The organism is Cellulosimicrobium sp. CUA-896, assembly GCF_001942335.1.
Classification (GTDB): Bacteria; Actinomycetota; Actinomycetes; order Actinomycetales; family Cellulomonadaceae; genus Cellulosimicrobium.
Genome location: NZ_MKKH01000031.1, coordinates 1 through 23,039, shown reverse-complemented (window position 1 = coordinate 23,039; position 23,039 = coordinate 1). Strand labels below are relative to the sequence as shown.

General features: G+C 74.0%; 15 protein-coding genes and 11 pseudogenes. 15 read left to right on the top strand and 11 right to left on the bottom strand.

Going from position 1 to position 23,039, the window contains the following annotated elements:
• Positions 1-84: 84 nt before the first annotated feature.
• Both BJF88_RS10930 and BJF88_RS23595 read left to right on the top strand, forming a co-directional pair.
• Complete coding sequence (locus BJF88_RS10930; RefSeq protein WP_075828806.1) at positions 85-693, top strand: NUDIX hydrolase; 609 nt, start codon at positions 85-87, stop codon at positions 691-693.
• A gap of 14 nt (positions 694-707) precedes the next feature.
• Positions 708-872 (top strand): hypothetical protein, encoded by a 165-nt coding sequence (locus tag BJF88_RS23595; RefSeq protein ID WP_369824574.1) that lies wholly within the window; start codon positions 708-710, stop codon positions 870-872.
• Here the strand turns inward: BJF88_RS23595 and uxaC are convergent.
• From uxaC to BJF88_RS22090, 5 genes and pseudogenes are all read right to left on the bottom strand, one after another.
• A pseudogene (uxaC, locus tag BJF88_RS10925) lies at positions 848-2,185 on the bottom strand (glucuronate isomerase); the annotation flags it as partial. The gene BJF88_RS23595 and the pseudogene uxaC sit on opposite strands and share 25 nt — an antisense overlap.
• Before the next feature lie 188 nt (positions 2,186-2,373).
• Positions 2,374-4,004 (bottom strand): annotated as a pseudogene (locus tag BJF88_RS22100) (family 16 glycoside hydrolase).
• Between the two features lie 550 nt (positions 4,005-4,554).
• Positions 4,555-5,736, bottom strand: a complete 1,182-nt coding sequence (locus BJF88_RS20490) for a PA14 domain-containing protein (protein WP_222843991.1) — start codon at positions 5,734-5,736, stop codon at positions 4,555-4,557.
• Between the two features lie 150 nt (positions 5,737-5,886).
• Positions 5,887-6,303 (bottom strand): substrate-binding domain-containing protein, encoded by a 417-nt coding sequence (locus BJF88_RS22095; RefSeq protein WP_255371957.1) that lies wholly within the window; start codon positions 6,301-6,303, stop codon positions 5,887-5,889.
• A gap of 65 nt (positions 6,304-6,368) precedes the next feature.
• A pseudogene (locus tag BJF88_RS22090) lies at positions 6,369-6,893 on the bottom strand (LacI family DNA-binding transcriptional regulator); the annotation flags it as partial.
• A gap of 332 nt (positions 6,894-7,225) precedes the next feature.
• On the opposite strand from BJF88_RS22090, the gene BJF88_RS19620 reads away from it, so the two are divergent.
• The 12 genes and pseudogenes from BJF88_RS19620 (at position 7,226) to BJF88_RS22045 (ending at position 18,082) form a co-directional block, all read left to right on the top strand.
• Positions 7,226-7,921 (top strand): hypothetical protein, encoded by a 696-nt coding sequence (locus BJF88_RS19620; protein WP_158068925.1) that lies wholly within the window; start codon positions 7,226-7,228, stop codon positions 7,919-7,921.
• Positions 7,922-8,225: 304 nt separating this feature from the next.
• Positions 8,226-9,055: pseudogene (locus tag BJF88_RS23590) on the top strand (sugar phosphate isomerase/epimerase family protein).
• Positions 9,056-9,480: 425 nt separating this feature from the next.
• A complete protein-coding gene (locus BJF88_RS22075) occupies positions 9,481-9,990 on the top strand; it encodes an ABC transporter permease (RefSeq protein ID WP_369824575.1) in 510 nt (169 codons plus the stop codon).
• Positions 9,991-10,073: 83 nt separating this feature from the next.
• Positions 10,074-11,918, top strand: a complete 1,845-nt coding sequence (locus tag BJF88_RS22070; protein ID WP_083649057.1) for an ABC transporter substrate-binding protein — start codon at positions 10,074-10,076, stop codon at positions 11,916-11,918.
• A gap of 91 nt (positions 11,919-12,009) precedes the next feature.
• Complete coding sequence (locus BJF88_RS10885) at positions 12,010-13,065, top strand: Gfo/Idh/MocA family protein (protein WP_255371956.1); 1,056 nt, start codon at positions 12,010-12,012, stop codon at positions 13,063-13,065.
• Positions 13,066-13,215: 150 nt separating this feature from the next.
• Positions 13,216-13,299 (top strand): annotated as a pseudogene (locus tag BJF88_RS22065) (LacI family DNA-binding transcriptional regulator); the annotation flags it as partial.
• 119 nt (positions 13,300-13,418) lie between these two features.
• Positions 13,419-14,288 carry a substrate-binding domain-containing protein gene (locus tag BJF88_RS10880; protein ID WP_255371962.1) on the top strand — a complete coding sequence of 290 codons (870 nt, stop codon included), beginning with the start codon at positions 13,419-13,421 and terminating at the stop codon, positions 14,286-14,288.
• Positions 14,285-14,856: pseudogene (locus tag BJF88_RS22060) on the top strand (mannitol dehydrogenase family protein); the annotation flags it as partial. The gene BJF88_RS10880 and the pseudogene BJF88_RS22060, both read left to right, overlap by 4 nt.
• Before the next feature lie 180 nt (positions 14,857-15,036).
• Entirely contained in the window at positions 15,037-15,813 is a 777-nt protein-coding gene (locus BJF88_RS22055) for a hypothetical protein (protein WP_255371961.1), read from the top strand.
• A 2-nt stretch (positions 15,814-15,815) separates the two neighbouring features.
• Complete coding sequence (locus tag BJF88_RS10870; RefSeq protein WP_255371960.1) at positions 15,816-16,934, top strand: mannonate dehydratase; 1,119 nt, start codon at positions 15,816-15,818, stop codon at positions 16,932-16,934.
• 68 nt (positions 16,935-17,002) lie between these two features.
• Positions 17,003-17,419: a PPOX class F420-dependent oxidoreductase gene (locus tag BJF88_RS10865; protein WP_075828803.1), complete on the top strand. Its 417-nt coding sequence runs from the start codon at positions 17,003-17,005 to the stop codon at positions 17,417-17,419.
• A gap of 228 nt (positions 17,420-17,647) precedes the next feature.
• Positions 17,648-18,082, top strand: coding sequence for a ThuA domain-containing protein (locus BJF88_RS22045; RefSeq protein WP_369824573.1), 435 nt, complete (start codon positions 17,648-17,650; stop codon positions 18,080-18,082).
• Between the two features lie 42 nt (positions 18,083-18,124).
• Here BJF88_RS22045 and BJF88_RS10855 read toward each other — a convergent pair whose 3' ends face one another.
• Positions 18,125-18,499, bottom strand: coding sequence for a helix-turn-helix transcriptional regulator (locus tag BJF88_RS10855; RefSeq protein ID WP_075828802.1), 375 nt, complete (start codon positions 18,497-18,499; stop codon positions 18,125-18,127).
• A 77-nt stretch (positions 18,500-18,576) separates the two neighbouring features.
• Between BJF88_RS10855 and BJF88_RS10850 the strand changes: the two are divergent.
• Positions 18,577-19,985: pseudogene (locus tag BJF88_RS10850) on the top strand (FAD-dependent oxidoreductase).
• Here the strand turns inward: BJF88_RS10850 and BJF88_RS10845 are convergent.
• The 5 genes and pseudogenes from BJF88_RS10845 to BJF88_RS10825 all read right to left on the bottom strand — a co-directional run.
• Positions 19,957-20,393: pseudogene (locus tag BJF88_RS10845) on the bottom strand (arsenate reductase ArsC). The pseudogenes BJF88_RS10850 and BJF88_RS10845 sit on opposite strands and share 29 nt — an antisense overlap.
• 16 nt (positions 20,394-20,409) lie before the next feature.
• Positions 20,410-21,419 (bottom strand): annotated as a pseudogene (locus tag BJF88_RS10840) (metalloregulator ArsR/SmtB family transcription factor).
• Positions 21,416-22,521 (bottom strand): annotated as a pseudogene (gene arsB / locus BJF88_RS10835) (ACR3 family arsenite efflux transporter). Before arsB ends, BJF88_RS10840 begins: the two co-directional pseudogenes overlap by 4 nt.
• The gene (gene trxA, locus BJF88_RS10830; protein ID WP_075828801.1) at positions 22,518-22,841 is read right to left on the bottom strand and encodes a thioredoxin; all 324 of its coding nucleotides are present in this window, start codon (positions 22,839-22,841) and stop codon (positions 22,518-22,520) included. Before trxA ends, arsB begins: the two are co-directional and overlap by 4 nt.
• Positions 22,838-23,039: pseudogene (locus BJF88_RS10825) on the bottom strand (thioredoxin-disulfide reductase); the annotation flags it as partial. The gene trxA and the pseudogene BJF88_RS10825, both read right to left, overlap by 4 nt.

Genomic DNA, 23,039 nt, shown 5'->3' with positions numbered 1-23,039 from the left:
GCACCCTTAGGCTGCCCCGGTGACCTCCACCGCTCTCGCCGCCGACGCCTCGACCCCCTCGCGCGCTGGCGACCGGCCGACGCCGTGCAGGCCGCGCTGGCCGGCGACTACGCGGCGTTCGTGCGCGGGGGCGGTGCGGACGGGCCCGCGCGCGCGGGGGCCGTCGCGCGGGACGGCGGCCCCGAGCACCTGACCGCGAGCTGTTTCGTCCTGTCCCCGGACCTCGACCGGGTGCTGCTGTGCTACCACCGCAAGGGCCGGTTCTGGGTGCAGGTGGGCGGGCACCTCGAGCCGGACGACGCGACGCTGCCGGGCGCCGCCCTGCGCGAGGCACGCGAGGAGAGCGGGATCGTCGACCTCCGGCCGTTCGAGCCGGAGGCGTGGGCCCTGCCCGTCGACGTCCATCGGCACGAGCTCGCCGCCGCGTTCGGCCGGTGCCGGGCGCACCGCGACGTCGGTTTCGTCGCGTTCGCGGACCCGGCGGCCCCGACCGCCGTGAGCGACGAGAGCGAGGACGTCGCGTGGTTCGCGGTCGACGACCTGCCCACCGGGACGCCACCCGACTTCCCGCAGCGGCTGACGACCGTGCTCGCGGAGGTGCGCCACCGTCGTCGGGTCGCGGGCGACGTCCCCACCACCGGAGCCGACGACGCCACGGCCCCGGCGGCCCGCGCTCAGCCGATCGGCGGGTAGGACGCCCTCGGCAGGTGGTACGCGAGGTCGACGGCGGTCTCGACCGCCTCGTCGAGGCCGAGCCGGTGCTCGGCGACGAGCCGGGCGAGGTGCCGGCGTCGATCCGCCGCGCGAGGTCGTGGCGGGCCGGGATCGAGCAGAACGCGCGCGTGTCGTCGACGAAGCCGCTCGTGTTGTAGAAGCCCGCGGTGTCGGTCACGGCCTCGCGGAAGCGCCGCATCCCGTCGGGCGTGTCGAGGAACCACCAGGGCGCCCCGAGGCGCAGGGCCGGGTACACGCCGGCGAGCGGCGCGAGCTCGCGCGAGAACGACGTCTCGTCGACGGTGAACGCGATCATGCGGAACCGCTCGTGGTGCCCGAACGCCTCGAGCACCGGCCGCAGCGCGTGGACGTAGTCCGTCCGCTCGGGGATGTCGTACCCCTTGTCCGGTCCGTAGGCGCGGACGATCCCCGCGCAGTGGTCGCGCAGAACGCCGGGGTGCAGCTGCATGACGAGCCCGTCGTCGGTCGACATGGCGGCCATCTGGAACAGCATGTGCGCGGAGAACGCGCGCGCCTCGTCGGCGGTGACCACTCCGCGCAGCGCGGCGTCGAGGACGCGTGCGGCGTCCGCGTCGTCGAGCGGCGTGGTGTGCGCGGACAGGTGGCCGTGGTCGGTCGCCCGGGCGCCCGCGGCGACGAACGCGGCCCGCCGCCGGCGCAACGCGTCGAGGTAGCTGCGGTAGTCGACGACGTCGACACCCGCCGCGGCGCCGAGCTCGGTGACCTGCGCCGACCAGTCGGGGCGGTCGACGTGCAGGAGCGGGTCGGGGCGGAACGTGGGCACGACGCGCTCGTCCCAGCCGTCGGCGGCCAGGCGTGCGTGGTCCGCGAGCGGGGACTGCGCGGGGTCGGTCGTCGCGAGGATCTCCAGCCCGAAGCGCTCGAACAGCGCGCGCGGCCGGTACTCGGGCCGGGAGAGGCGGTCGACCAGGTGGTCGTACAGCAGGTCGGCCGTCTCGGCGGACGGCGCGACGGGCGCGTTGAACACCTCCACCAGCGCGTGCTCGAGCCAGTAGCGCGTCGGCGTCCCGCGGTACAGGCGCCATCCGGCGCAGAAGCGGCGCCAGATCTCCCGGGGGTCGGTCTCGGCCGGCGGCGTGCCGTCCGGCGCGCCCGGCAGGGGGGCGACGCCGAGGCTGTGGACGCCGCGGACGCCCGGGGCGCCGTGCGGCGAGGTGCTCTGCGCGACGAGCATGCGCACGAGGTAGTGGTCGGGCGTGACGAACAGCTCCGCGGGATCGCCGAACGGGGCGTCGTCCGCGAGGAGCGCGGCGTCGACGTGCCCGTGCATGGAGACGACCGGTAGCCCGCGCGTCGCGCCGTAGATCTCGCGCGCGAGCGGCCGTAGCTCGCGGTCCGCGGGCAGCGCACGGTCCGGGTGCAGGGACCACGCCCCGGTGGTCGTCCCGGTGGTCTTCCCGGTCGTCGCTGCCTGGTCGTGGTCAGCCATGGTGGTCACGAGTCCTCCTCGCGCATCGTTGCGAACGTTTGCATCATAGGTCATAAGATCGGCTGCCCGCGGCACCTCAGGCGGTGCAATCGTTGGCAGAAGCTCGTGCCGGTGTACCGGCTGGAGACGGGACCGGGCCCGCCGCCCGGCGCCGGAGGGCGTCGAGCGGCGGGCCCGGGTCGGCGGCGTCAGCCGCAGGTGGGCGCGTCGTGCTCCGGAGCGGCCACCGTCTCGCGTGCGTCCCCGGTGTCGGACGGCCGGGCCGTGACGGTCACGGCGTCGGCCACCGGGTCGGCGTCGCGCACCGCGAACGCGTGGTATGCGCTGCTGCCGGCCGCGACCGCGTCGAAGGACCGCGACCCGTAGGGGGTCTCGACCTCGACGTCCACGTCGACCGCGTCGTCGTTGGCGACGCGCACGGCCAGGTACGGCTTGCCCGCGAGGCACCGGACCTGCGCGGTCGTGTCGACGGAGACCTCCGCGGGGGCCTCCTCGACGTCCGAGAGACGCTCGATCCAGATGTTGCGGAACCGCGGGTTCGGCCCGGGGTCGCCGTGGTCCTGGAGCCGGATGTGCCCGGCCGTCGGTCCCTCGTTCTTCCCGTTCCCGGTCTTGCCCTCGATCGCGACGTCGTCGTGGACCACCTGCCCGTTCCAGACCAGGGTGAGCCGTGCGTCCTCGGTCTTCGTGCCGGACGCGTCGAACCGCGCCGCCCGGAACTCGATGTCGTACGTCTGCCAGGTACCCATCGGGGTCGCGGCGTTCACGTCCGGCGCCTGCGCTGGTAGATGGCGCCCGCCGTGTTGGTCGCGGGCTCCAGGCCGAACGACTCGAGCACCTGCACCTCGTAGCGCTCCTGGATGTAGACGCCGCTGTTGCCGCGCGCCTGGCCCGTCTGCGACGGGTCGAGCTCCGGCTGGTACCACTCGACGTGCATCCGGAAGTCGTCGTACTTCTCCTTGGTGCGGATGTCGCCGCCGAACGACTCCATCGACCCGTCCTCGACCGGCCACGTCGCGGGACCGCCCGCGACGGCCTCCCACGCGTCGAGGTCGCTGCCGTCGAAGAGGACGTCGCGCTCGGACGGTGTCACGGTCATGTTGTCCAGGTTCACGTGACCGATGTCGTCGTCGTCGTGCTGGATCGTGATCGTGTTCGCCCCCTCGCGCAGCGGGACGGTCTCCACCTGGGTGGCCCACGTCGACCAGCTCACCGTGCTGTCGAACCAGACCTGCTTCAGCTTCTCGCCGTTGACGTAGAGGCTGAGGTTCCTCGGCAGCGGGCTCGGGTCGGCGTTCTGCCCGTTGGCGTAGCGGATCGCGAGGTCGTGCAGACCGGCCTCCTCGGCACGGACGGCGAACGTCGTGCGCGCGCCGGGCTCCCAGTTGCGGTCGACGAACCCGGAGCCGGTGTAGCCGGCGTGGTTGCTGTTCCACCCGGCGCCGCCGCCGATGTCGGCGGCCTCGGCCTCGTACACCGGCGGGGGGACCGAGCCGTCGGGGAGCCGGTTGAGCGTGTACCAGGCTTCGGTGCTCCACAGCTCCTGGCCGCTCTCGGACGCGAACGGGCGCGGGGAGTGCACGTTCACCACGCGTCCGGGCTTGAGCCCGTCGATCGCGAGCGTGACGGTCGTGCGGTCCTCGCTCAGCGTCGCGGCCGTGACGTCGAGGTCCTCCTCGTCGACCTTCGGGCCGCCGTACTGGGGCGTCGCGACGTAGCGCCACTGGGCCGCCGTGTACTTCGAGGCGAGGTCCTGCGCGGTCTCCTCGGAGAGCGGCTGGGTGTACTCGATCTCGAACCCGCCGTCGACGGCGCGCATCTCGAGCATGTCGAACGCGTTGTTGTCGTCGTACGTCAGCTTCTGCAACCCGTAGCCGAGCTTGCCCGCCTGGCCCCAGTTGCCCGACCAGCCGATGCCCCCGACGTAGATCGAGCCGTCCGGGCCGATGCTGGTCCTGCTGACCCCGGACTCCAGGCCCTGCGTCATGCGGAACACCGCGCCCTGCTCCTGGCCCGCGACGTCCTCGAGGTACACGCGCTGCAGGCCGCCGTAGGTCACGTCGCCGATCGCCATCTGCCCCGCGAACACGCCCTCGGTGAGGGTGACCGGGTTGCTCGGCGAGTTCGAGATCTCTCCGTGGGGCATCCACAGCACGGGCTCGGTCACCGGCTGGTCGTCGTACGGGCCGTCGGGGTTGGTGAAGTGGTTGTAGAACGCGCCCTCCTCGACCTTGACGAGCTTGGAGGTCGGGATGCGCACGCCCTGGTTGTCGGCCACGTACATGCTGCCGTCCGCGCCCCAGCCGAGCCCGTTCGGCGTGCGCAGACGCCGGCGACGTACTCGACCTCGCCGGTGTCCTTGCTGATCTTCATGACCGACCCGCGGTTCTCGGCGAGCTGCGGTCGAGGGAGTTGCCGCCCGGGATCATCGCGATGCCGGTCGTGACGTAGAAGTATCCGTCCTCGTACAGGAGGCCGAACGCGAACTCGTGGTAGTTGCCGCCGAAGGGCCAGGTCGCGAAGGTGTCGTACTCGTCGGCGACCTCGTCGCCGTCGTTGTCGATGAGCGCGGTCAGGCCGTCCTTCTCCGACACGTAGATCGTGCCGTCGACGTACTTGACGCCCATCGGCTCCGTGAGGTTCTCGGCGACCTTGGTGTAGGTCACGTCCTCGGCGGTCCCGTCGCCGCTCGCGCCGTCGATCAGGTAGACCTCGCCGAGCTCGGTCAGCCGGTCGCCGCCCCACGTCGAGATGACCATCCGGCCGTCGGGCAGCCAGTCCATGCCGGTGACCTGCGGCTCGAAGCCCTCGGGACGCAGGTCCGTCAGCGTGTAGTCGGGGTGGACCTCGGCCAGGGGCAGCCCGTCACCGGGGGTCTCGCTGATGTTCTCGCACGACTTGCGTCCGGGCGACGTGACGCGCGTGACGTCGGCGTCGGTGCTCAGGACGCTGTTCGGCACCAGGACGAAGTTCTCCGTGCCCGGCGGCCGCCACTCGAGCAGGAGCCGCTGGCCGAACGCGTTGTCGAAGTGGTCGACGAGCAGCTCGTGGTAGCCGGCCCCGAGGTCGACCGACCCCTCCTCGGAGAGGACGCCGTGCGCGCCCGGGTTGTCCACCACCTCGGTGCCGTCGAGCAGGAGCCGGGATCCGTCGTCGCTGGTGATCCGGAAGTCGTACGTCCCGGCCGTCTCGACGTTCAGGTACCCGGTGACCTCGGTGACGAACTGGTCCGTGAGCCCGAAGTCGTCGTCGGAGGTCCAGTTGATCGTCGGCATGATCTTGTCGACGTTGGGGGTCGTCCCCGGCTTGAGCGTGCAGTACTCGTCGAGGGGGATCCGGACGTCGAACACCCGCAGCGTCACGCCGGGCTCCTGCGGCCGGATGTCGTCCTGCGCGACGTCGGCCTGCGCGGTCGTCGTGACCGGGAGCAGCACGGTGAGCGGGAGCGCGAGCGCGGCCGCCGCGGCGACCGACCGTCTGCGCCGGGTCGCCGGGCCGCCGCGCCGTCTGCGGGTGCGTGCGGGAAGGGATGGGGTCGAGCGGGGTTCCATGAGCCTGCCTCTCCGTCGAGGGTCTCGTGTGGGTCCGAGCCTGCGCACGACAGCGCGGGCCATCGCCACTATGGGTGCCCCGGGGAGGACGGACAACGAGTTGCCACCAGTTGCCCTGGCGCTCACCGACGATCCGGCGGCGGACGGGGACTAGGCGACCCGCGCCGTGGAGCCGCGCTCCACGAGCTTGGCGGGGAGCAGCGTCGGCGCCGACGACGCGGGGGACGGCGAGCGCAGCTGGCCCAGCAGGCGCTGGACGGCGAAGGCGCCGAAGTGCCGCAGCGGTGCGGCGACCGTCGTGAGCGGCGGGGTGCAGAAGTCCGAACCGAAGATGTTGTCGAACCCGACCACGCTCATGTCCTCGGGCACGTCGACGCCGAGCCGGGTGAGGCCGCGCATCGCCCCGATCGCGACGAGGTCGTTGTAGGTGATCGCGGCCGTCGCGGGGTGCTTGACGAGCGTCTTCGCCGCCGAGAGCCCGCCGGCGAGCGTCGGGGCGAACGGGCCGACGCGCCGCGAGCGCAGGCCGTGCTCGTGCGTCGCCTCGCGGAACGCCCGCCAGCGCATCCCGTCGCCCACGACGCCTCCGGCCCGGCGACGTAGGCCACGCTGGTGTGCCCGAGGTCGGCGAGGTGCTCGACGGCGCGTCGCATCCCCAGCGCGTTGTCGGTGACGACGCTCGGGACGTCGGTCATCACCCGGTTCATGACGACGGTCGGCCGCTGCTTGGCGACGACGCGGATGGAGGAGTCCGACAGCCGCGACGTCGCGAGCACGACGCCCTCCACGAGGGGGAGCGTGCGGGCGAGCGCCTGCCGCTCCGCCTCGTCGGACTCGCGGGCGTCGACGACGAGCAGCGTGTACCCGGCGTCGCTCGCGGTCTTCTCCGCGCCGCGGATGATCTCGAAGAAGAACGGATTGGTCACGTCGGCGACGAGGATCGCCAGCAGCGCGGTCCTGCCGGTCGGGAGCCCGCGCGCGAGCGGGTTGGTGCGATAGCCGATCTCGTGCGCGACCTGTCGGATGCGCTCGGCGGTCTCCGAGTTCACCCGGCCCGGCCGGGAGAAGGCCCGGGACACCGTGGAGGGCGCCACGCCGGCGACCTTCGCGACGTCGTAGATCGTCGGGCTCGGCCCCGGGGGGACAGCGTTGTCCATGCGGCCGGACTGTAGCGGCCCTGCCCCGGGGCGACAACCGGTTGTCGCCCCGCCGGGCGTGTCACCAGCGCGAGGCAAGTGGTGGCAACTGCTTGACCGCTCTCGCGGCGCGGCCTGCAATGACGGGGTGAGGACGCGTGCGCGAGGATGTCGGGCGGCAGGGGCCGGACGAGGTCGCCGGGCGGGGGGCGTGCACGCGTCCCCGCCGGGCCGGCGCGTGGGGCGCCGGTGAACCGGCGGACCCTGCGCCGCGCGCGGCGCCGCGGGCGGACGTCGACCCGGTCGTCGAGACCGTGTCGGCCGCGATCGCCGCCACAGCGCGCGGCGGCAGGGTGGGTGTCCTGAGCACCGGCGGCACGGGCGCCGCGCTGCTCCTCGACCTGGCCGTCCGGGCGGTCGGTCCGGTCCGCGTCGTCGCGCTCGTGGCCCTGGGCCCCGGTGCGACCGCGGCCCGTCGCTGCGCCGTGGCCCAGGCCGCGCACGCGGCCGGCGTCGTCGCCTTCGACCTCTGCGGCACCGGCACCGGCACCGACGCCGACGACGACGCGGGAGCCGTGCCGCGTGCGCTCGAGCTGGCGGTGGTCGTCGCGCCCGACGACCTGGACGGCGGCGTCGGGATCCCGGGATCCGCACCGGCCACGTGCACGCCCTTCGTCGACGCCCGGCTCGACCGCCGCGCCGTGGAGCGGCTGGCACGTGAGCTGTGCACACCGGTCCCGGTGCCGCCGGGCCCGGCCGCGCACGACCCGGTCCTCCCGCCGCGACCCGGCGAGGCGGCGCACCAGCACGTCGCGACGGTGGACGAGGTCGTCCAGGTCGAGGCCGCCGAGAGCGAGCTGCGGCGTCTGGGGCTCGAGCTCCTCGTGCGGTCCCACGGCGACCTGGCCCGGCTGGAGGCTCCGCGCTCGGAGCTCGCGAGCGTGGCTGTCGAGCCCCTGCGCGGCGAGGTCCTGCGGGCCGTGCGGTCCGCGGGCTTTCGTGACGTCGCGCTCGACCTCGGTCGCGTGACGGAGCCGTCCGGGGCCTGAGAAGGCGGCGCGGCAGCGCCGCGCGTGGCAGCGCCGCGCGTGGCAGCACCGTGCGCGGCAACCGACGGCAACCCGCTCGTCGTCGGTGCGCTCCGGCGCGCCTCCGGGCGCGCGGGAGGTGACGACGGCCGGTGCAACTGGTGGCAACTCGTTGTCCGCCTCCGCGGCGGGCCCATAGTGTCCGACGCGACGCACGACGACGACCCGTCCCGGAACGACCCGGGGCGACGACCGACCTCGACGGAGAGGCCGTCCGACGGAACGAGCCGTCGACGCCGGGCTCCACGACGAAAGGGAACGACCCGTGGTCTGGACGCTCTCCGGCTTCGCCGACGAGATCTCGCCCGATCTCGCGACCCAGTGCGAGGTCGCCGCCGGCCTCGGCCTGCGGTACGTCGAGGTCCGCAGCGCCTGGGAGACGAACGTCCTCGACCTCGACGGCGACCAGCTCCGGCAGGCCGCGCGGCTCCTCGACCGCCACGGCCTGCGCGTGTCGAGCATCGGCTCGCCCGTCGGCAAGATCTCCGTCGACGACGACTTCGCGCCGCACCTCGCGCGCATGCGCCACGCGGCCGACGTCGCACGACTGCTCGGCGCGCCGTACGTCCGCGTGTTCTCGTTCTGGGTGCCGGCCGGCGACGCGCCACGGGTGCACCGCGACGTCGTGCTGCGGCGCATGGCGGCGCTCGCCGACGTCGCGCGCTCGGCGGACGTCGTGCTGCTCCACGAGAACGAGAAGGGCATCTACGGCGACACGCCCGAGCGCTGCCTCGACCTCGTCGAGTCGGTCGCTCGCCGCACCTGCGGCTCGCCTGGGACGCGGCGAACTTCGTCCAGGTCGGCGTGCGCCCGTTCACCGTCGGCTACCGCCTGCTCCGTCCGCACCTCGAGTATGTCCAGATCAAGGACGCCACGGCGGCCACCGGCGAGGTGGTGCCGGCGGGACGCGGCGACGGCGAGGTGGTCGAGACGGTCCGCGCGCTGCGGGCCGACGGGTTCGACGGGTTCTTCTCGCTCGAGCCCCACCTCGGCGCGGCGCACGCCTACGGCGGCTTCTCCGGGCCGGAGCTGTTCACGCAGGCCTGGGAGGCCTTCACCCGCATCCTCGACGCCGAGCAGGTGGCCTACGCATGACCGCCGACGACATGACCACGAGCACCACGGAGGACCCGCGATGACGACCACCCAGGGAGCGCGGACCGCGCCACCGACCGCACCGCGGCCCGCGCCGGGCGCGACCTCCGCGCCGCGCGAGCCCCGAGGCGGGGCCGCGGTACGGAGCCGCGTGCTCGCGGTCGCGTCCGCGGCGTGGCGACCGGGCCTGGTGCTCCTCGCGCTGTTCGGCGTGTGGTGGTTCGTCGCGTGGCGCGAGCTCGTCCCCGCGTACCTCGTACCGGCGCCCGGCGCGGTGTGGGACACGATGGTGGCCGACTGGGCGCTGCTGCTCGAGCACACCTGGGTGACGACGATGGAGACGATCATCGGCTTCGTGCTCGCGGCCGTGATCGGCGTCGCGACGGCCGTGCTGCTCGTCTACTCCCCGACGGCCGGAGAAGGCCCTGTACCCGCTGATCCTCTTCGCCCAGGTCATCCCGAAGATCGCGATCGCGCCGATCCTCGTGGTCTGGTTCGGGTTCGGCCTGACGCCCAAGATCGTCCTCGCCGTCCTCATCGCGTTCTTCCCCGTGGTCGTCTCGGCCGTCGCCGGCCTGCGCTCGACCGACCCGGAGCTGCTGGAGCTCTCGGCCACCATGGGCGCGTCGCGCTGGAAGACGTTCCGCAAGATCCGCTTCCCCGGGGCGCTGCCGCAGCTCATGTCCGGCCTCAAGGTGGCGGTCACGCTCGCGGTCGTCGGCGCCGTCGTCGGCGAGTTCGTCGGGGCCGACCGCGGCCTCGGCTACGTGCTCCTGCTGGCGAGCGGCAACCTCGACGCGCCGCTGCTGTTCGCGGACCTCATCCTCATGTCCCTCATCGGCGTCGTGCTCTTCCTCCTGGTGGAGCTGCTCGAGCGCCTGCTCATCCCGTGGCACGCGTCGCGGCGGGGCAACGTCGCGCTCGCCGCGGCGTGAGCCGCGTCACGACGGGCCCGCACGACCGTTCCTGCGTTTCCCCGCCGTCCGACGACGGGCGGCACGAGAAGAAGGGCTCTCCCATGCGTGGTGGCAAGTTCGGAGCATCGCTGGTCGTGGCCGGCGTCACGGTGGCGGCGGTCGCGGCCTGCGGGCAGTCCGGGACCGACGACGGTGCCGCCCCCGGCGGTCAGGGCGACGACGGCCTGACCGCGGTGACGGTGACCCTCAACTGGGTCCCCTACGGCGAGCACGCGCCGTTCTACTACGGCGTCGAGCAGGGCATCTTCGAGGACGCGGGCATCGACCTGACGATCCAGCCCGGCAACGGCTCGGGCAACACGGTGCAGCAGGTGGCGCAGCGCAACACGGACTTCGGCTGGGCGGACACCCCGCCGCTCGCGAACGCGATCACGTCCGGGATGCCGGTGCGCAGCGTGGGCGTGTTCCTGCAGACCGGCCCGAGCTCGGTCGAGTTCTTCGACGACCAGGGGATCACCGAGCCGGCCGACCTGGTCGGCAAGACGGTGGGCGGGACGCCCGGCGACGCCATGTACGGCACGTTCCCGGCCTGGCTCGAGATCAACGGCGTCGACCCGGCCGACGTCACGGTCGTCAACGTCGACGCCGCGGGCAAGATCGCCGCGCTCATCGAGGGCAAGGTCGACGCGATCCAGGGCTTCTACCACGACCAGGCGCCGACGATCGAGAACCAGACGGGCGAGGAGGTCTCCGCGCTGCCCTTCTCCGACTTCGGCATGAACCTGCTCGGCACGGGCCTGCTCGCGCACGAGCAGACGATCGCGGAGGACCCGGAGCTCGTGCAGGCGATGCTGCAGGCGACGTCGGACGCCTTCCTCGCGGCGACGGACGACCCGGAGGCCGCGGTCGCCGCGATGGCGGCCGGCGCGGAGCAGGCCCCGGAGGAGAGCGTGCTCGCCGCGCAGCTCGAGGCGACGATCGGCCTCCTCGGCCTCGACGACGCCCCTGCCCCCGGCGTGAACACCGAGCAGCAGTGGACGGACACGCTGACGTTCCTGTCGGAGAACACGGACTTCGAGGGCGACGTCGCCCCGTCCGACTACTGGGACGGCACCTTCGGGCGGACCTGTGACGGCCGCGACCGAGCGCGAGGCGCCCGCCCGCGCGACCGGCACCGAGCCCATCATCGAGGTCTCGCACCTGCCATGCGGTTCCGCTCCAAGCGGTCGGAGACGGTGGCGCTCGACGACGTGTCGCTCGCGGTGACGCCGGGGGAGTTCGTGACGATCGCCGGGCCGTCGGGCTGCGGGAAGTCCACGCTGCTCAAGATCGTCGCCGGGCTCAGCCGCGTCACGGAGGGCGAGGTGCGCCTCTACGGCGAGCGCGTCACCCGCCCCCAGCGCGAGATCGGCTTCGCGTTCCAGCGCTCGGCGCTGCTCGAGTGGCGCGGGGTGCGCAAGAACATCCTGCTCCAGGCGGAGATGCGCGGGATGGACCGGCGGCGCGCGGAGGAGCGCGCCGACCACCTCATCGAGCTCACCGGGCTCCGCGGGTTCGAGAAGGCGCTCCCGCACGAGCTCTCGGGCGGCATGCAGCAGCGCGTCGCGCTGTGCCGGGCGCTGCTGCACGAGCCGCGGGTGCTCCTCATGGACGAGCCGTTCGGCGCTCTCGACGCGCTCACCCGCGAGCAGATGAACATCGAGATGAACCGGATCTGGCGCGAGACCGGCACGACCATCGTGCTCGTCACGCACTCCGTGCCGGAGGCCGTGTTCCTCGGCAGCCGCATCGTGGTGATGAGCCCGCGCCCCGGCCGCATCGTCGAGGTCCTCGAGCCCGGGCTGCCGGACCGGCGCGAGTACGGCACGACGCTCGCCGACCCCCGGTTCACCGCGGCGGCCGAGCGGCTGCGCGACCTGCTCGGCGCGAGCCACGCCGCCGAGTGACCCGCGACCGGGCAGCCCACGGCCGGGCAGGCCAGGACCGGGCAGGCAGGGACCGAGCAGACCAGGACCGAGCAGATCAGGGAGGACGACCGTGAGCACGAACCGCCTCGGGGTGGGGATCGTCGGGATGGGCGGCATCGGCACGATGCACGCCCGGGCGCTGCGCGAGCTGGAGGGTCGGGTGCGGCTCGTCGCCTACAGCGGCGCCCGGGCCGCGACCGACGACGAGCTCGCCGGCTGGCCGGCGGAGCGCCTGGAGCCGGACGGCGTGATCGGCCACCCGGACGTCGACGTCGTCGCGGTCTGCTCGCCGAGCGGGACGCACGCCGACCTCGCGCTCGCGGCGGTCGAGGCCGGGCGGCACGTCGTCGTCGAGAAGCCGCTCGCGCTGGACGTCAAGGACGCCCTGCGCGTCGAGCGCGCGGCGCGCGAGCGCGGCCTGAGCGTGTCGACGATCTCGCAGCGGCGGTTCGAGGCCGAGCACGCGGCGCTGAAGAAGGCCGTCGACGACGGGGCGCTCGGCGAGCTCCGGCTCGCCCTGACGCACGTCCACTGGTTCCGGGACGACGACTACTATCGCGCGGCGGGCTGGCGCTCGACGACGGAGCAGGGCGGCGGGTCGCTCATGAACCAGGGCGTGCACAACGTGGACCTCCTGCGCTGGCTGTGCGGCCCCGTGGAGTCGGTGACCGCGCAGTCGGGCACGCTCGCGCACCGGATCGACGCCGAGGACAGCACGGTGGCGACGGTCCGGTTCGCCTCCGGGGCGCTCGGGGTCGTCACCACGACGACCGCGACACCGCCCGGCTTCCCCGCCACGATCGCGCTGTACGGCTCGCGCGGCTCCGTCGAGCTCGGCCAGGGCGAGGTGCGGCGCTGGGACGTGCCCGGCGTGCCCGCCCCCGTCTCCGGGACCATCGCGAGCGGCGCGGCGGACCCGCTCGCGATCGGCCACGCCGGCCACCTCGCCCAGTGGACGCGGATCGTCGCGGCGCTGGAGGCGGCGGCGCCGGTGCCGGTGGGCATCGACGAGGGCGTCGAGACGGTGCGGTTCCTGTGCGCAGTCCACGAGGCCGCCGCGACCGGCGCGCAGGTGCGCCCGGCGGAGCTCGCGGCGGCGGTGCGGGCGCCCCTGCCCTCGGCCTGAGCGGCGCCCCACCCGGCCGGCCCGGGCTGCCCGCGGTCGCGCGCTGCGAACGTTTGCCAGCCGGCCGCTTCGAAGGCGCGCTTCATCAGTAGCGAACAGTCCTACAATCGTTCGCAACGCTCCGCTCGGAGCCCGACCCCGAGGAGGACCATGGTCACGGTGCGCGACGTCGCCCGCGAGAGCGGCGTGTCCATCTCGACGGTGTCCCGGGCACTGGCGGAGCCCGGACGCGTCGCGCCGGAGACGCGCGACCGCGTCGTCGCGGCGGCCACGCGGCTCGGCTACCGGCCCAACCGCGCGGCGAGCGGCCTGCGCGCCGGACGCACGCACGCGCTCGGGCTCGTCGTGCCGACCTGGAGAACCCGTACTTCGCGTCCGTCACGAAGGGGGTCCAGGCGCGCGCACGCCAGACGGGGTACGCCGTGTTCGTCGTCGACGCGAGCGAGGACCCCGCGCTCGAGACCGAGCTCGTCGAGGGGCTGCGGCCGCAGACCGACGGGCTCGTGCTCTGCTCGCCCCGCGCGGTCGAGGCAGGTCTCGAGGCTGCCGCGGACTCCCCGGTCGTCCTCGTGAACCTCCGCATCGACGGCGTCCCCGCGGTCTCGTCCGACGACGAGCACGGCGTCCTGCTCGCCGTCGAGCACCTGCGGGCTCTCGGTCACCGCCGCGTCGCGTACGTCGGCGGTCCGGACCGGTCCTGGTCGGACGCCCGCCGTCGTGCCGGCCTCGACGCCGCGCGCGAGCGGTTCCCCGACGTCGAGACGGTCGTCGTCGGCTCCTTCCGGCCGCGCGTCGAGGGCGGGCGCGCGGCGGCCGACCTCACCGTCGCGACGGGCGCGACGGCCGTCGTCGCCTACAACGACCTCGTGGCGCTGGGGCTCGTCGCTCGTCTGCGCGAGCGCGGCCTCTCCGTCCCGGACGACCTCAGCGTCGTCGGGTTCGACGACACGTTCGTCGCCACCCTCGCGTCACCGCCGCTGACGACCGTCCGCACCGACCTCGCGCGGCTCGGCGCGCGCGCGGTCGACCGCCTCGTGGCCGCCCTCGACGCCCGTCGGGCTGCGGGTCCGGCCGGCACCGGCGGCACGGACGCCACCCCCGTCGACTCGGCGGACCGTACGGACGTGCTCCCCGTCGAGCTCGTCGTGCGCGGGTCCACCACGGTCCCGCCGACCGCCCCGCCGACCTTCCCGCATCCCACCTCGACCCAGGAGACCGTGTGAGCGCCTCGACCACCGACCCGAACCCGCCCGCGGCCGTGCAGGCCGGTGGGGCGCGCCTGCACCGGGACGCGACGCCGCCGGGGCTCGCGGAGCCGGTGCGCCCCGAGCAGGTGGGCATCGTCCACCTCGGCATCGGCGCGTTCCACCGCGCCCACCAGGCCGTCGTCACCGAGGACGCGGCGCTCGCCACGGGCGACGCGCGCTGGGGCATCCTCGGCGTGACGCAGCGCTCGGCGTCGGTCCGCGACCAGCTGCGCCCGCAGGGCGGCGCGTACACCGTCCTCACCGTCGGTCCCGACGGCGCGTCGCCGCGCCTCGTCGGTCCGTGACCGACGTCGCGTGGCCCGCCGAGGAGACGCCGCGCGTCCTCGGGGCGCTCGCCGCGCCGACGACCCACGTCGTGACGCTCACCATCACGGAGAAGGGCTACGCGCGCCGCGCCGACGGAGGGCTGGACCTCGACGCGGTGCGCGCCGACCTCGACGCGCTGGCCGCCGAGGAGCGCACCGCCGGGCCGCTCGGCACGAGCACGGCCGCGACGAGCGCCGTCGGGCTGCTCGTGCGCGGGCTCGCGGCGCGCCGCCGCGCCGGGGGAGCGCCCCTCACGGCGCTCAGCTGCGACAACCTGACCGACAACGGCCGGGTCCTCGAGCGGCTCGTGCACGAGGCCGTCGGCGCCGCGCTGCCGGGCACGGCCGGTGACGCGCTGCGGGCGTGGCTGGCCACGTCCGTCACGTTCCCGAGCAGCATGGTCGACCGCATCGTCCCCGCGACGACGCCCGCGCAGCGCGACGAGGTCGAGACCCTGCTCGGCGCGCGCGACGAGGGTCTCGTCGTCGCGGAGCCGTTCCTCCAGTGGGTGGTCGAGGACCGCTTCGCCGGCCCGCGGCCCGCCTGGGAGCGCGGCGGGGCGACGTTCACCGACGACGTCGCCCCCTACGAGCGCGCGAAGCTGCGCCTGCTCAACGGCGCCCACTCCTACCTCGCGTACGCCGGGTCGCTCGCCGGGCACGCCACGCTCGCCGACGCGGTCGCCGACCCGGCGCTCGCCGCCGGGGCCCGCGCGCTCCAGGCCGACGCGATCGCGACGCTCGAGGCGCCCGACGGCGTCGACCTCGCCGTCTACGCCGAGCAGCTCCTCGAGCGGTTCGCCAACCCGGCGACCGGCCACACCACCCGGCAGGTCGCGATGGACGGCACGCAGAAGATCCCGGTGCGCTGGGGCGGGACGCTCGCCGACCTGCTCGCCGCCGGCACGGTCCCCCCGGGGGTCGTCGGGGCGCTCGCGGCCTGGGCGGCGTACGTCGTCGCCGAGACGCGGGCGGGCCGGAGCGTCGACGACCCGCGCGCCGACGAGCTGCGTGCGCTCGTCACCGGAGCGGCCGACGACGGAGCGGCCGTGGCCGCGCTCGTGCGCCTGCCGGGGCTGCTGCCGGAGCTGCCGGGCGGTGCCGGCGACCGCGACCGGGTCGTGGACGCCGTCGTCGAGGCGGCCGGCGCCGGGAGGCCGGTGGACGCGCCGTGAAGATGGGCTTCCGCTGGTACGGCGAGGGCAACGACACCGTCACGCTCGACCACGTGCGCCAGATCCCCGGCGTGGAGACGATCGTGTGGAGCCTGCATCACAAGCAGGCGGGCGAGGTCTGGGAGCAGGCCGAGATCGACGCCGAGGTCGCGCGGATCACCGGGCTGACGGGCGAGGCGCGGGCGCGCGGGATCACCCGCACGTTCGACGCCGAGGTCGTGGAGTCGGTCAACGTGCACGAGTCGATCAAGCTCGGCAAGACCGTGCTCGGCATGAGTCCCGACGAGGCGGTCGAGAACTACGGCACCACGATCCGGCGGCTCGGCCGGGCCGGCGTGAAGGTCGTCTGCTACAACTTCATGCCCGTCTTCGACTGGCTGCGCACCGACCTGTGGCGTCCGCTGCCGGACGGGTCCACCGCGCTGTTCTACGAGCAGGCGGTCGTGGACACGATGTCGGCCGAGAGCCTCATCGCCGACATGGAGACGACCACGCACGGGCTCACCCTCCCGGGTTGGGAGCCCGAGCGGCTCGCGCACTTCAGCGAGCTGAACGCGGCGTACGCGGGCGTGACGCACGAGGACATGTACCGGAACTACCGGGCCTTCCTCGACGCGGTGATCCCCGTGTGCGAGGAGGTGGACGTCAAGATCGGCGTGCACCCCGACGACCCGCCGTTCGACGTCTTCGGCTGGCCGCGCGTGGTCTCCACCAAGGAGGACCTCGCGACGGTGCTCGACCTGCACCCCAGCCCGTACCACGGCCTGACGCTGTGCCTCGGCAGCTTCTCGGCGAACCCCGGGCAGGACGCGGTCGACGCCGTGCGCACGTTCGTGGACCGCATCCACTTCACGCACGTGCGCAACATCAAGCACCTCGGCGGCGGCGACTTCACCGAGGTCGCGCACCGGGCCTGCGAGGGCAGCGTCGACACGACCGGGATCATGAAGGCGTACGCCGAGGCGGGCTACCAGGGGTACGTGCGCCCGGACCACGGGCGCCACCTGTGGGACGAGAACACGACGAACAAGCCGCGGCCCGGTTATGGGCTGTACGACCGCGCGCTCGGCGTCCAGTACCTCCTGGGGGCGTGGGACGCGTTCCGCTACCGCGACGCCTGACGCCCCTCGCGCCGAGCGCACGCGTGACCTACGGTCGGGGCACCAGCCCCGTCGTGGAAGGACTCGTCGTGCCCCGACCCCCGCTGCCCAACGACGCCGTCGAGCTCCTGCGCCGGCCGAACCCCGCCGTCATGGCGACCCTGCGGTCCGACGGGACGCCCGTCACCGCCGCCACCTGGTACCTGTGGGAGGACGACGGCCGCGTGCTCGTCAACCTCGACGCGACCCGGGTGCGCCTCGGCCACCTGCGCCGCGACCCGCGCGTGTCGCTCACCGTGCTCGCCGACGACTGGTACACGCACGTGACCGTGATCGGCCGCGTCGTGGAGATGCGCGACGACGAGGGGCTTGCCGACATCGATCGCCTCTCGACGCACTACACCGACCGTCCGTACGCGAACCGCGAGGACCCGCGCGTGAGCGCCTGGATCGAGGTCGAGCGCTGGCACGGCTGGGGCGCGACACGGCACGAGGGCGCCTCCTGACGTGCCGCGCGCGCTCGTCCTCGCCGGCCGCGGCCGGTACGAGGACCCGTGGCACGACCACGCCGCGACGTCGCACGTCGTCGCAGGGCTGCTCGCTGAGCAGGGCGTCGACGCCGAGGTCCGCAGCACGTTCCCGCACGCGTTCGGCGATCTGGGGTCGTTCGACCTCGTCGTGGTGAACGCGGGGCGCGGGCGCACCGACGCGGCGTTCGACGGCGACGACGCGGCGTGGGCGCCCGCGCACGAGGCCGTCTGCGCCTTCGCGGCGGGCGGCGGCGCGTTGCTCGGCCTGCACCAGGCGGCGAACTCGTTCGCCGACAGCCCGCACTGGGCCGGGATCCTCGGCGGCCGGTGGGTGCCGGGCACGTCGACGCACCCGCCGCAGGACGTCGCGACGTTCACGCCCGTCGCGACCACCCCGTCGTCGCCGGGCTCGGCCCGGTGGTCGCCGACGACGAGCGCTATTGCCGGCTCGACATCGCCCCGACCTCGCACGTGCTCCTCACCGCGCACCACGACGGGGTGGACCACCCCGTGGCCTGGGTGAGCGCCGGGGCGCGCGCCGTCTACGACGGGCTCGGCCACGGCGTCGAGTCGTACGCGTCGCCGTCCCGGCGCGACCTGCTGCGCCGCGAGGTGGACTGGCTGCTCGGCCGGAGCTGAGGCCGGCGTGGCGGCGAGTCACCCGGGACGGCGGCAGCTCGCTCAGAGGCGGGTGACCTCGCCGAGGGACGCTGCCAGCTGTGTCAGGGCGCCCGGGACGAGGGAGTAGTACGCCCAGCGCCCGCGCTGTTCCCGGGTGAGCAGGCCTGCGTCGACGAGGATCTTGAGGTGGTGGCTCACGGTGGGCTGGGACAGCCCGACGGGGGCGGTGAGGTCGCAGACGCACGCCTCACCTCCGTCCTGCGAGGCGACGATCGCGAGGAGCTGGACCCGGGCCGGGTCGGCGAGGGCCTTGAACGCGCGGGCGAGCTCGCGCGCGGCGTCGGTGTCGACGGCCCGGGTGACGGCCGGTCCGCAGCAGCCGGCGACGTCGGCGGTCGGCGCGAGGGGCAGGTCGGTCGTCGTCACGCCCACCATCCTCGCATGGATTGACATTCGTCGATGCGTATCCCACGATGCTCGCATCGACGGTCTTCAATGTGTGAGGAGTGGTGATGGGCGAGGTCGTGCGGGACGAGCTGCCGATCGTGGTGATCGGCGCGGGTCCGGTGGGTCTGGCGGCGGCGGCGCACCTGCTCGAGCGCGGGCTCGAGCCGGTGGTGCTGGAGGCGGGTCAGGGACCGGGGGCGGCGATCACGTCGTGGGGTCACGTGCGGTTGTTCTCGCCGTGGCGCTACGACATCGACGCTGCGGCGCGGCGCCTGCTGGAGCCGACGGGGTGGGTCGAGCCGGATCAGAACACCCTGCCGACGGGCGGGGAGCTCGTGAGCAGTTACCTGCCCCGCTGGCTGCGACGCCGCAGATCGCGTCGCGGCTGCGCACCGGGACCCGGGTGCTGGCCGTGGCGCGTGACGGGGCGGACAAGACGCGGTCGCTCGGGCGGGAGCGCCGCGGCTACCGGGTGCGCACGGTCGACGGTGACGGCGTCGCGCGCGACGTGCTGGCGCGCGCGGTGATCGACGCGTCGGGCACGTTCGCGACCTCGAACCCGCTGGGCGTCTGCGGGCTACCGGCCGTCGGCGAGACCGAGGCGGCCGGGTACGTGACGGGTCCGCTGCCGGACGTCCTCGGGGCCGAGCGTCACCGGTTCGCGGGTCGGCACACGCTGGTGGTGGGGATGGGGCACTCGGCAGCGAACACGCTGCTGAGCCTGGTCGAGCTCGCCGAGGCCGAGCCGGGGACGACGATCACGTGGGTGATCCGCGGCGGATCCGCGCGGCGCCTGTTCGGCGGCGGCACGGACGACGAGCTCCCGGCGCGCGGTCTGCTCGGCACCCGTCTGCGGGCGGCCGTGGAGGCCGGGCGCCTCACCCTGCTCAGGCGGGTGTCGCTCGAGCGTCTCGTGCCGGCCGGCGACACGGTGCGCGTGCTGGGGACCACGCGCGACGGGGCGCTGGACGTCGTCGTGCACCAGATCGTCAACGCCACCGGGTTCCGTCCGGACCTGGACATGCTGCGCGAGGTGCGCCTGGACCTGGACCCGGTGGTGGAGGCGCCGACGGCGCTCGCTCCGCTGATCGACCCGAACCAGCACTCGTGCGGCACGGTGCCCCCGCACGGGGAGCAGGTGCTGTCCCACCCGGACGACGGCTTCTACCTCGCCGGCATGAAGTCTTACGGGCGCGCGCCGACGTTCCTCCTCGCCACCGGGTACGAGCAGGTGCGCTCGATCGCCGCGGCCCTCGCCGGGGACCGGGCGGCGGCGGACGCGGTCCAGTTGGACCTGCCCGCGACGGGCGTGTGCTCGACGGACCTCGCCCTGGACGCCGACGGCGAGAGCGCGGGCGCGGCGTGCTGCGGCACCGCACCGGCCGAGCCGCAGCTGGTCGGCATCGGCGTCGGGGCACCGGCCGGTGTCGTCGCCGGCGATGCGGTCAGGCGGTCGCGCTCTGGACGGGCGTGACGCCGAGCTCGTCGAGCAGGGTGAGCACGCGGGCGCGGATCTCGTCACGGATGGGGCGGACGGACTCGATGCCCTGCCCGGCCGGGTCGGCCAGGGCCCAGTCCTCGTACCGCTTGCCGGGGAAGATCGGGCACGCGTCCCCGCAACCCATGGTGATGACGACGTCGGAGGCCTGCACGGCCTCGGTGGTGAGGACCTTGGGCTGCTCGGCCCGGATGTCGATGCCCTCTTCGAGCATGGCCTCGACGGCGACGGGGTTGATCTGGTCGGCCGGGGCGGACCCGGCGGAGCGGACCTCGACGGCGCCGCCGGACAGGGCGTGCAAATACCCGGCGGCCATCTGGGACCGGCCGGCGTGTGGACGCAGACGAACAGGGCGGACGGGTTCGTGGCGGGGCTCTCGGTCATGGTGGTCTCCGATGCGTCAGGGGGTGGGCAGGTCGAGGTCGGGCAGGAGGTCGGTGAGCAGGGTGCGCACGCGGGTGTCGAGCTCGGCGCGGATCGCGGCGACCCGGCCGGGGAGGCCAGGGCGGGGTCGCCCACGAGCCAGTCCTCGTACCGCGTGCCGGGCAGGACCGGGCACACGTCCCCGCAGCCCATCGTGATCACGACGTCGGCGGCGCGGACCGCGTCGTCGGTCAGCGGCTTGGGGTAGGCCTCGCTGTCGGCGGTGCCGAGCGCGGCGAGCTCGGGGCGCACCGCGGGGTGCACGTCCGCGGCCGGGGTCGAGCCGGCCGAGCGCACCACGACCCGGTCGCCGGCGTAGCGGCGCACCAGGGCGGCGGCGAGCTGGGAGCGGCCGGCGTTGGCGACGCAGACGAACAGCACCTGCGGCCGCGCGCCGGCCTCGCGGGTGAGGTCGGTCAGGCGCTGGCGGGAGAACCGCTCGGTGAGGGCGAGCAGGTGCGCCGAGACCGTGGCCGAGCGGGCCAGGGCCGTGTAGGACTCGCGCACGGTGCCCAGCACCACGTCGGTGCTGAGGCCGGGGTGGCGGGCGGTGAGGTCGGTCGCGAGGCGGTCGAGCGCGGCGTCGACGTCTTCCAGGCCGGTGAGCTCGTGCGGGGCGACAAGGGCCTCGAGCGCGGCCGGGGCGAACGACTCCAGCAGGGTGGAGACCGCGGCCTTGTACCCGGGGGTGATGCGGTACCAGACCCAGGTGCCGCGCCGCTCGGAGCCCAGCAGGCCGACGTCGCGCAGCACCTTCAGGTGGTGGGAGACGGTGGGCTGGGACACGTCCGTCAGCGCGGCGAGGTCGCACACGCACGCCTCCCCGGCGGTCGAGGTCGCGATGAAGGAGAGCATGCGCAGGCGCAGCGGCTCGGCGAGGGCCTTGAGCGTGACCGCGATCGCGCCCGCGACCTCGGTCCCGACTGCGTGCGCCTCGATCTGCGGGGCGCAGTCCGGGTCCGCGACAGTCAAGGGAACGGTGGTCATGACCTCACCTCTTCCAGCTCGGGTGCTCGGGGCGCGGTGGCGTAGGGGTCGACCGTGAACCAGCGGCGCGCGACCCACAGTGAGACGTAGACGAGACCGACGAGGACGGGGACCTCGATGAGCGGGCCGACGACACCGGCCAGGGCCTGACCGGAGGTGGCGCCGAAGGTGCCGATGGCGACGGCGATCGCGAGCTCGAAGTTGTTGCCCGCCGCGGTGAACGCCAGCGTCGTGGTGCGGGCGTACCCCAGTGCCACGGCCTTGCCGACGACCACGCCGATGCCCCACATGGCCGCGAAGTACACCAGCAGCGGCAGGGCGATCCGTGCGACGTCGAGCGGGTTGGAGGTGACCGCCTCGCCCTGCAGGGCGAACAGCAGCACGATCGTGAACAGCAGCCCGTACAGCGCCCACGGCCCGACGGCGGGCAGGAACCGGTCCTCGTACCAGGGCGGCCCTTGGCGCGTTCCCCGACCAGACGTGAGGCGAACCCGGCGGCGAGCGGCACGCCCAGGAAGACGAGCACGTTGAGCGCGATCTGCCCCACCGACACGTCGAGGCCCTGGGGGTACAGGCCCAGCCACCCGGGCAGCACCGTGAGGTAGAAGTAGCCGAGCAGGGAGAACGCGACGACCTGGAACACGGAGTTGATCGCGACCAGCACCGCCGCGGCCTCCCGGTCCCCGCACGCGAGGTCGTTCCAGATCACGACCATGGCGATGCACCGGGCCAGGCCGACGATGATCAGCCCGGTGCGGTACTCGGGCAGGTCGGGCAGGAAGATCCACGCCAGGGCGAACATCAGCGCCGGCCCGACCAGCCAGTTCAGCACCAGCGAGGACACCAGGAGCTTCCTGTCGCCGGTGACCGCGCCGACGCGGTCGTAGCGCACCTTGGCCAGCACCGGGTACATCATCACCAGCAGCCCGAGGGCGATCGGGACCGAGATCCCGCCGACCTCGAGCGCGGCGAGCACGTCCGACAGCGCCGGGACGAACCGGCCCAGGACCAGGCCGGCGACCATGGCCAGCCCGATCCACACCGGCAGCCACCGGTCCAGCGTCGACAGCCGCCCCCGCGTGGTCGCGGTCGCCTCGCTCACGCGAGGACCTCCTCGATCTCGGCGGCCAGCGCCTGCTTGGGGCGCGCGCCCACGACCGACTTCACCAGCTGCCCGCCGGAGTAGATGTTCAGCGTCGGGATCGACACGACCCCGGCCGCGGCGACCGTCGCCGGGTTGGCGTCGGCGTCGAGCTTGGCGATCGTGAGACGCCCCGCATACTCCGCGGCGAGCTCCTCGAGGATCGGCGCGACCTGGCGGCACGGGCCGCACCAGGTCGCCCAGATGTCCACCAGGACGGGTACCTCGGAGCTGAGGACCACCTCGTCGAAGGTGTCGTCGGTGACGGTCACGGTGCTCATCGGATCTCCTCCAGGGCGAGCGGCAGCTCGTCGGGGTTCGGGCTCTCGGGGGTGCCGGCCAGGTCCGCGAGGCCGGCGGCGTCGACGAGCTCGGTGAGGTAGCGCTGGGCGTCGAGGGCGGCGGAGCACCCGGAACCGGCGGCGGTGATGGCCTGGCGGTAGGAGTGGTCCACGAGGTCGCCGCAGGCGAACACACCG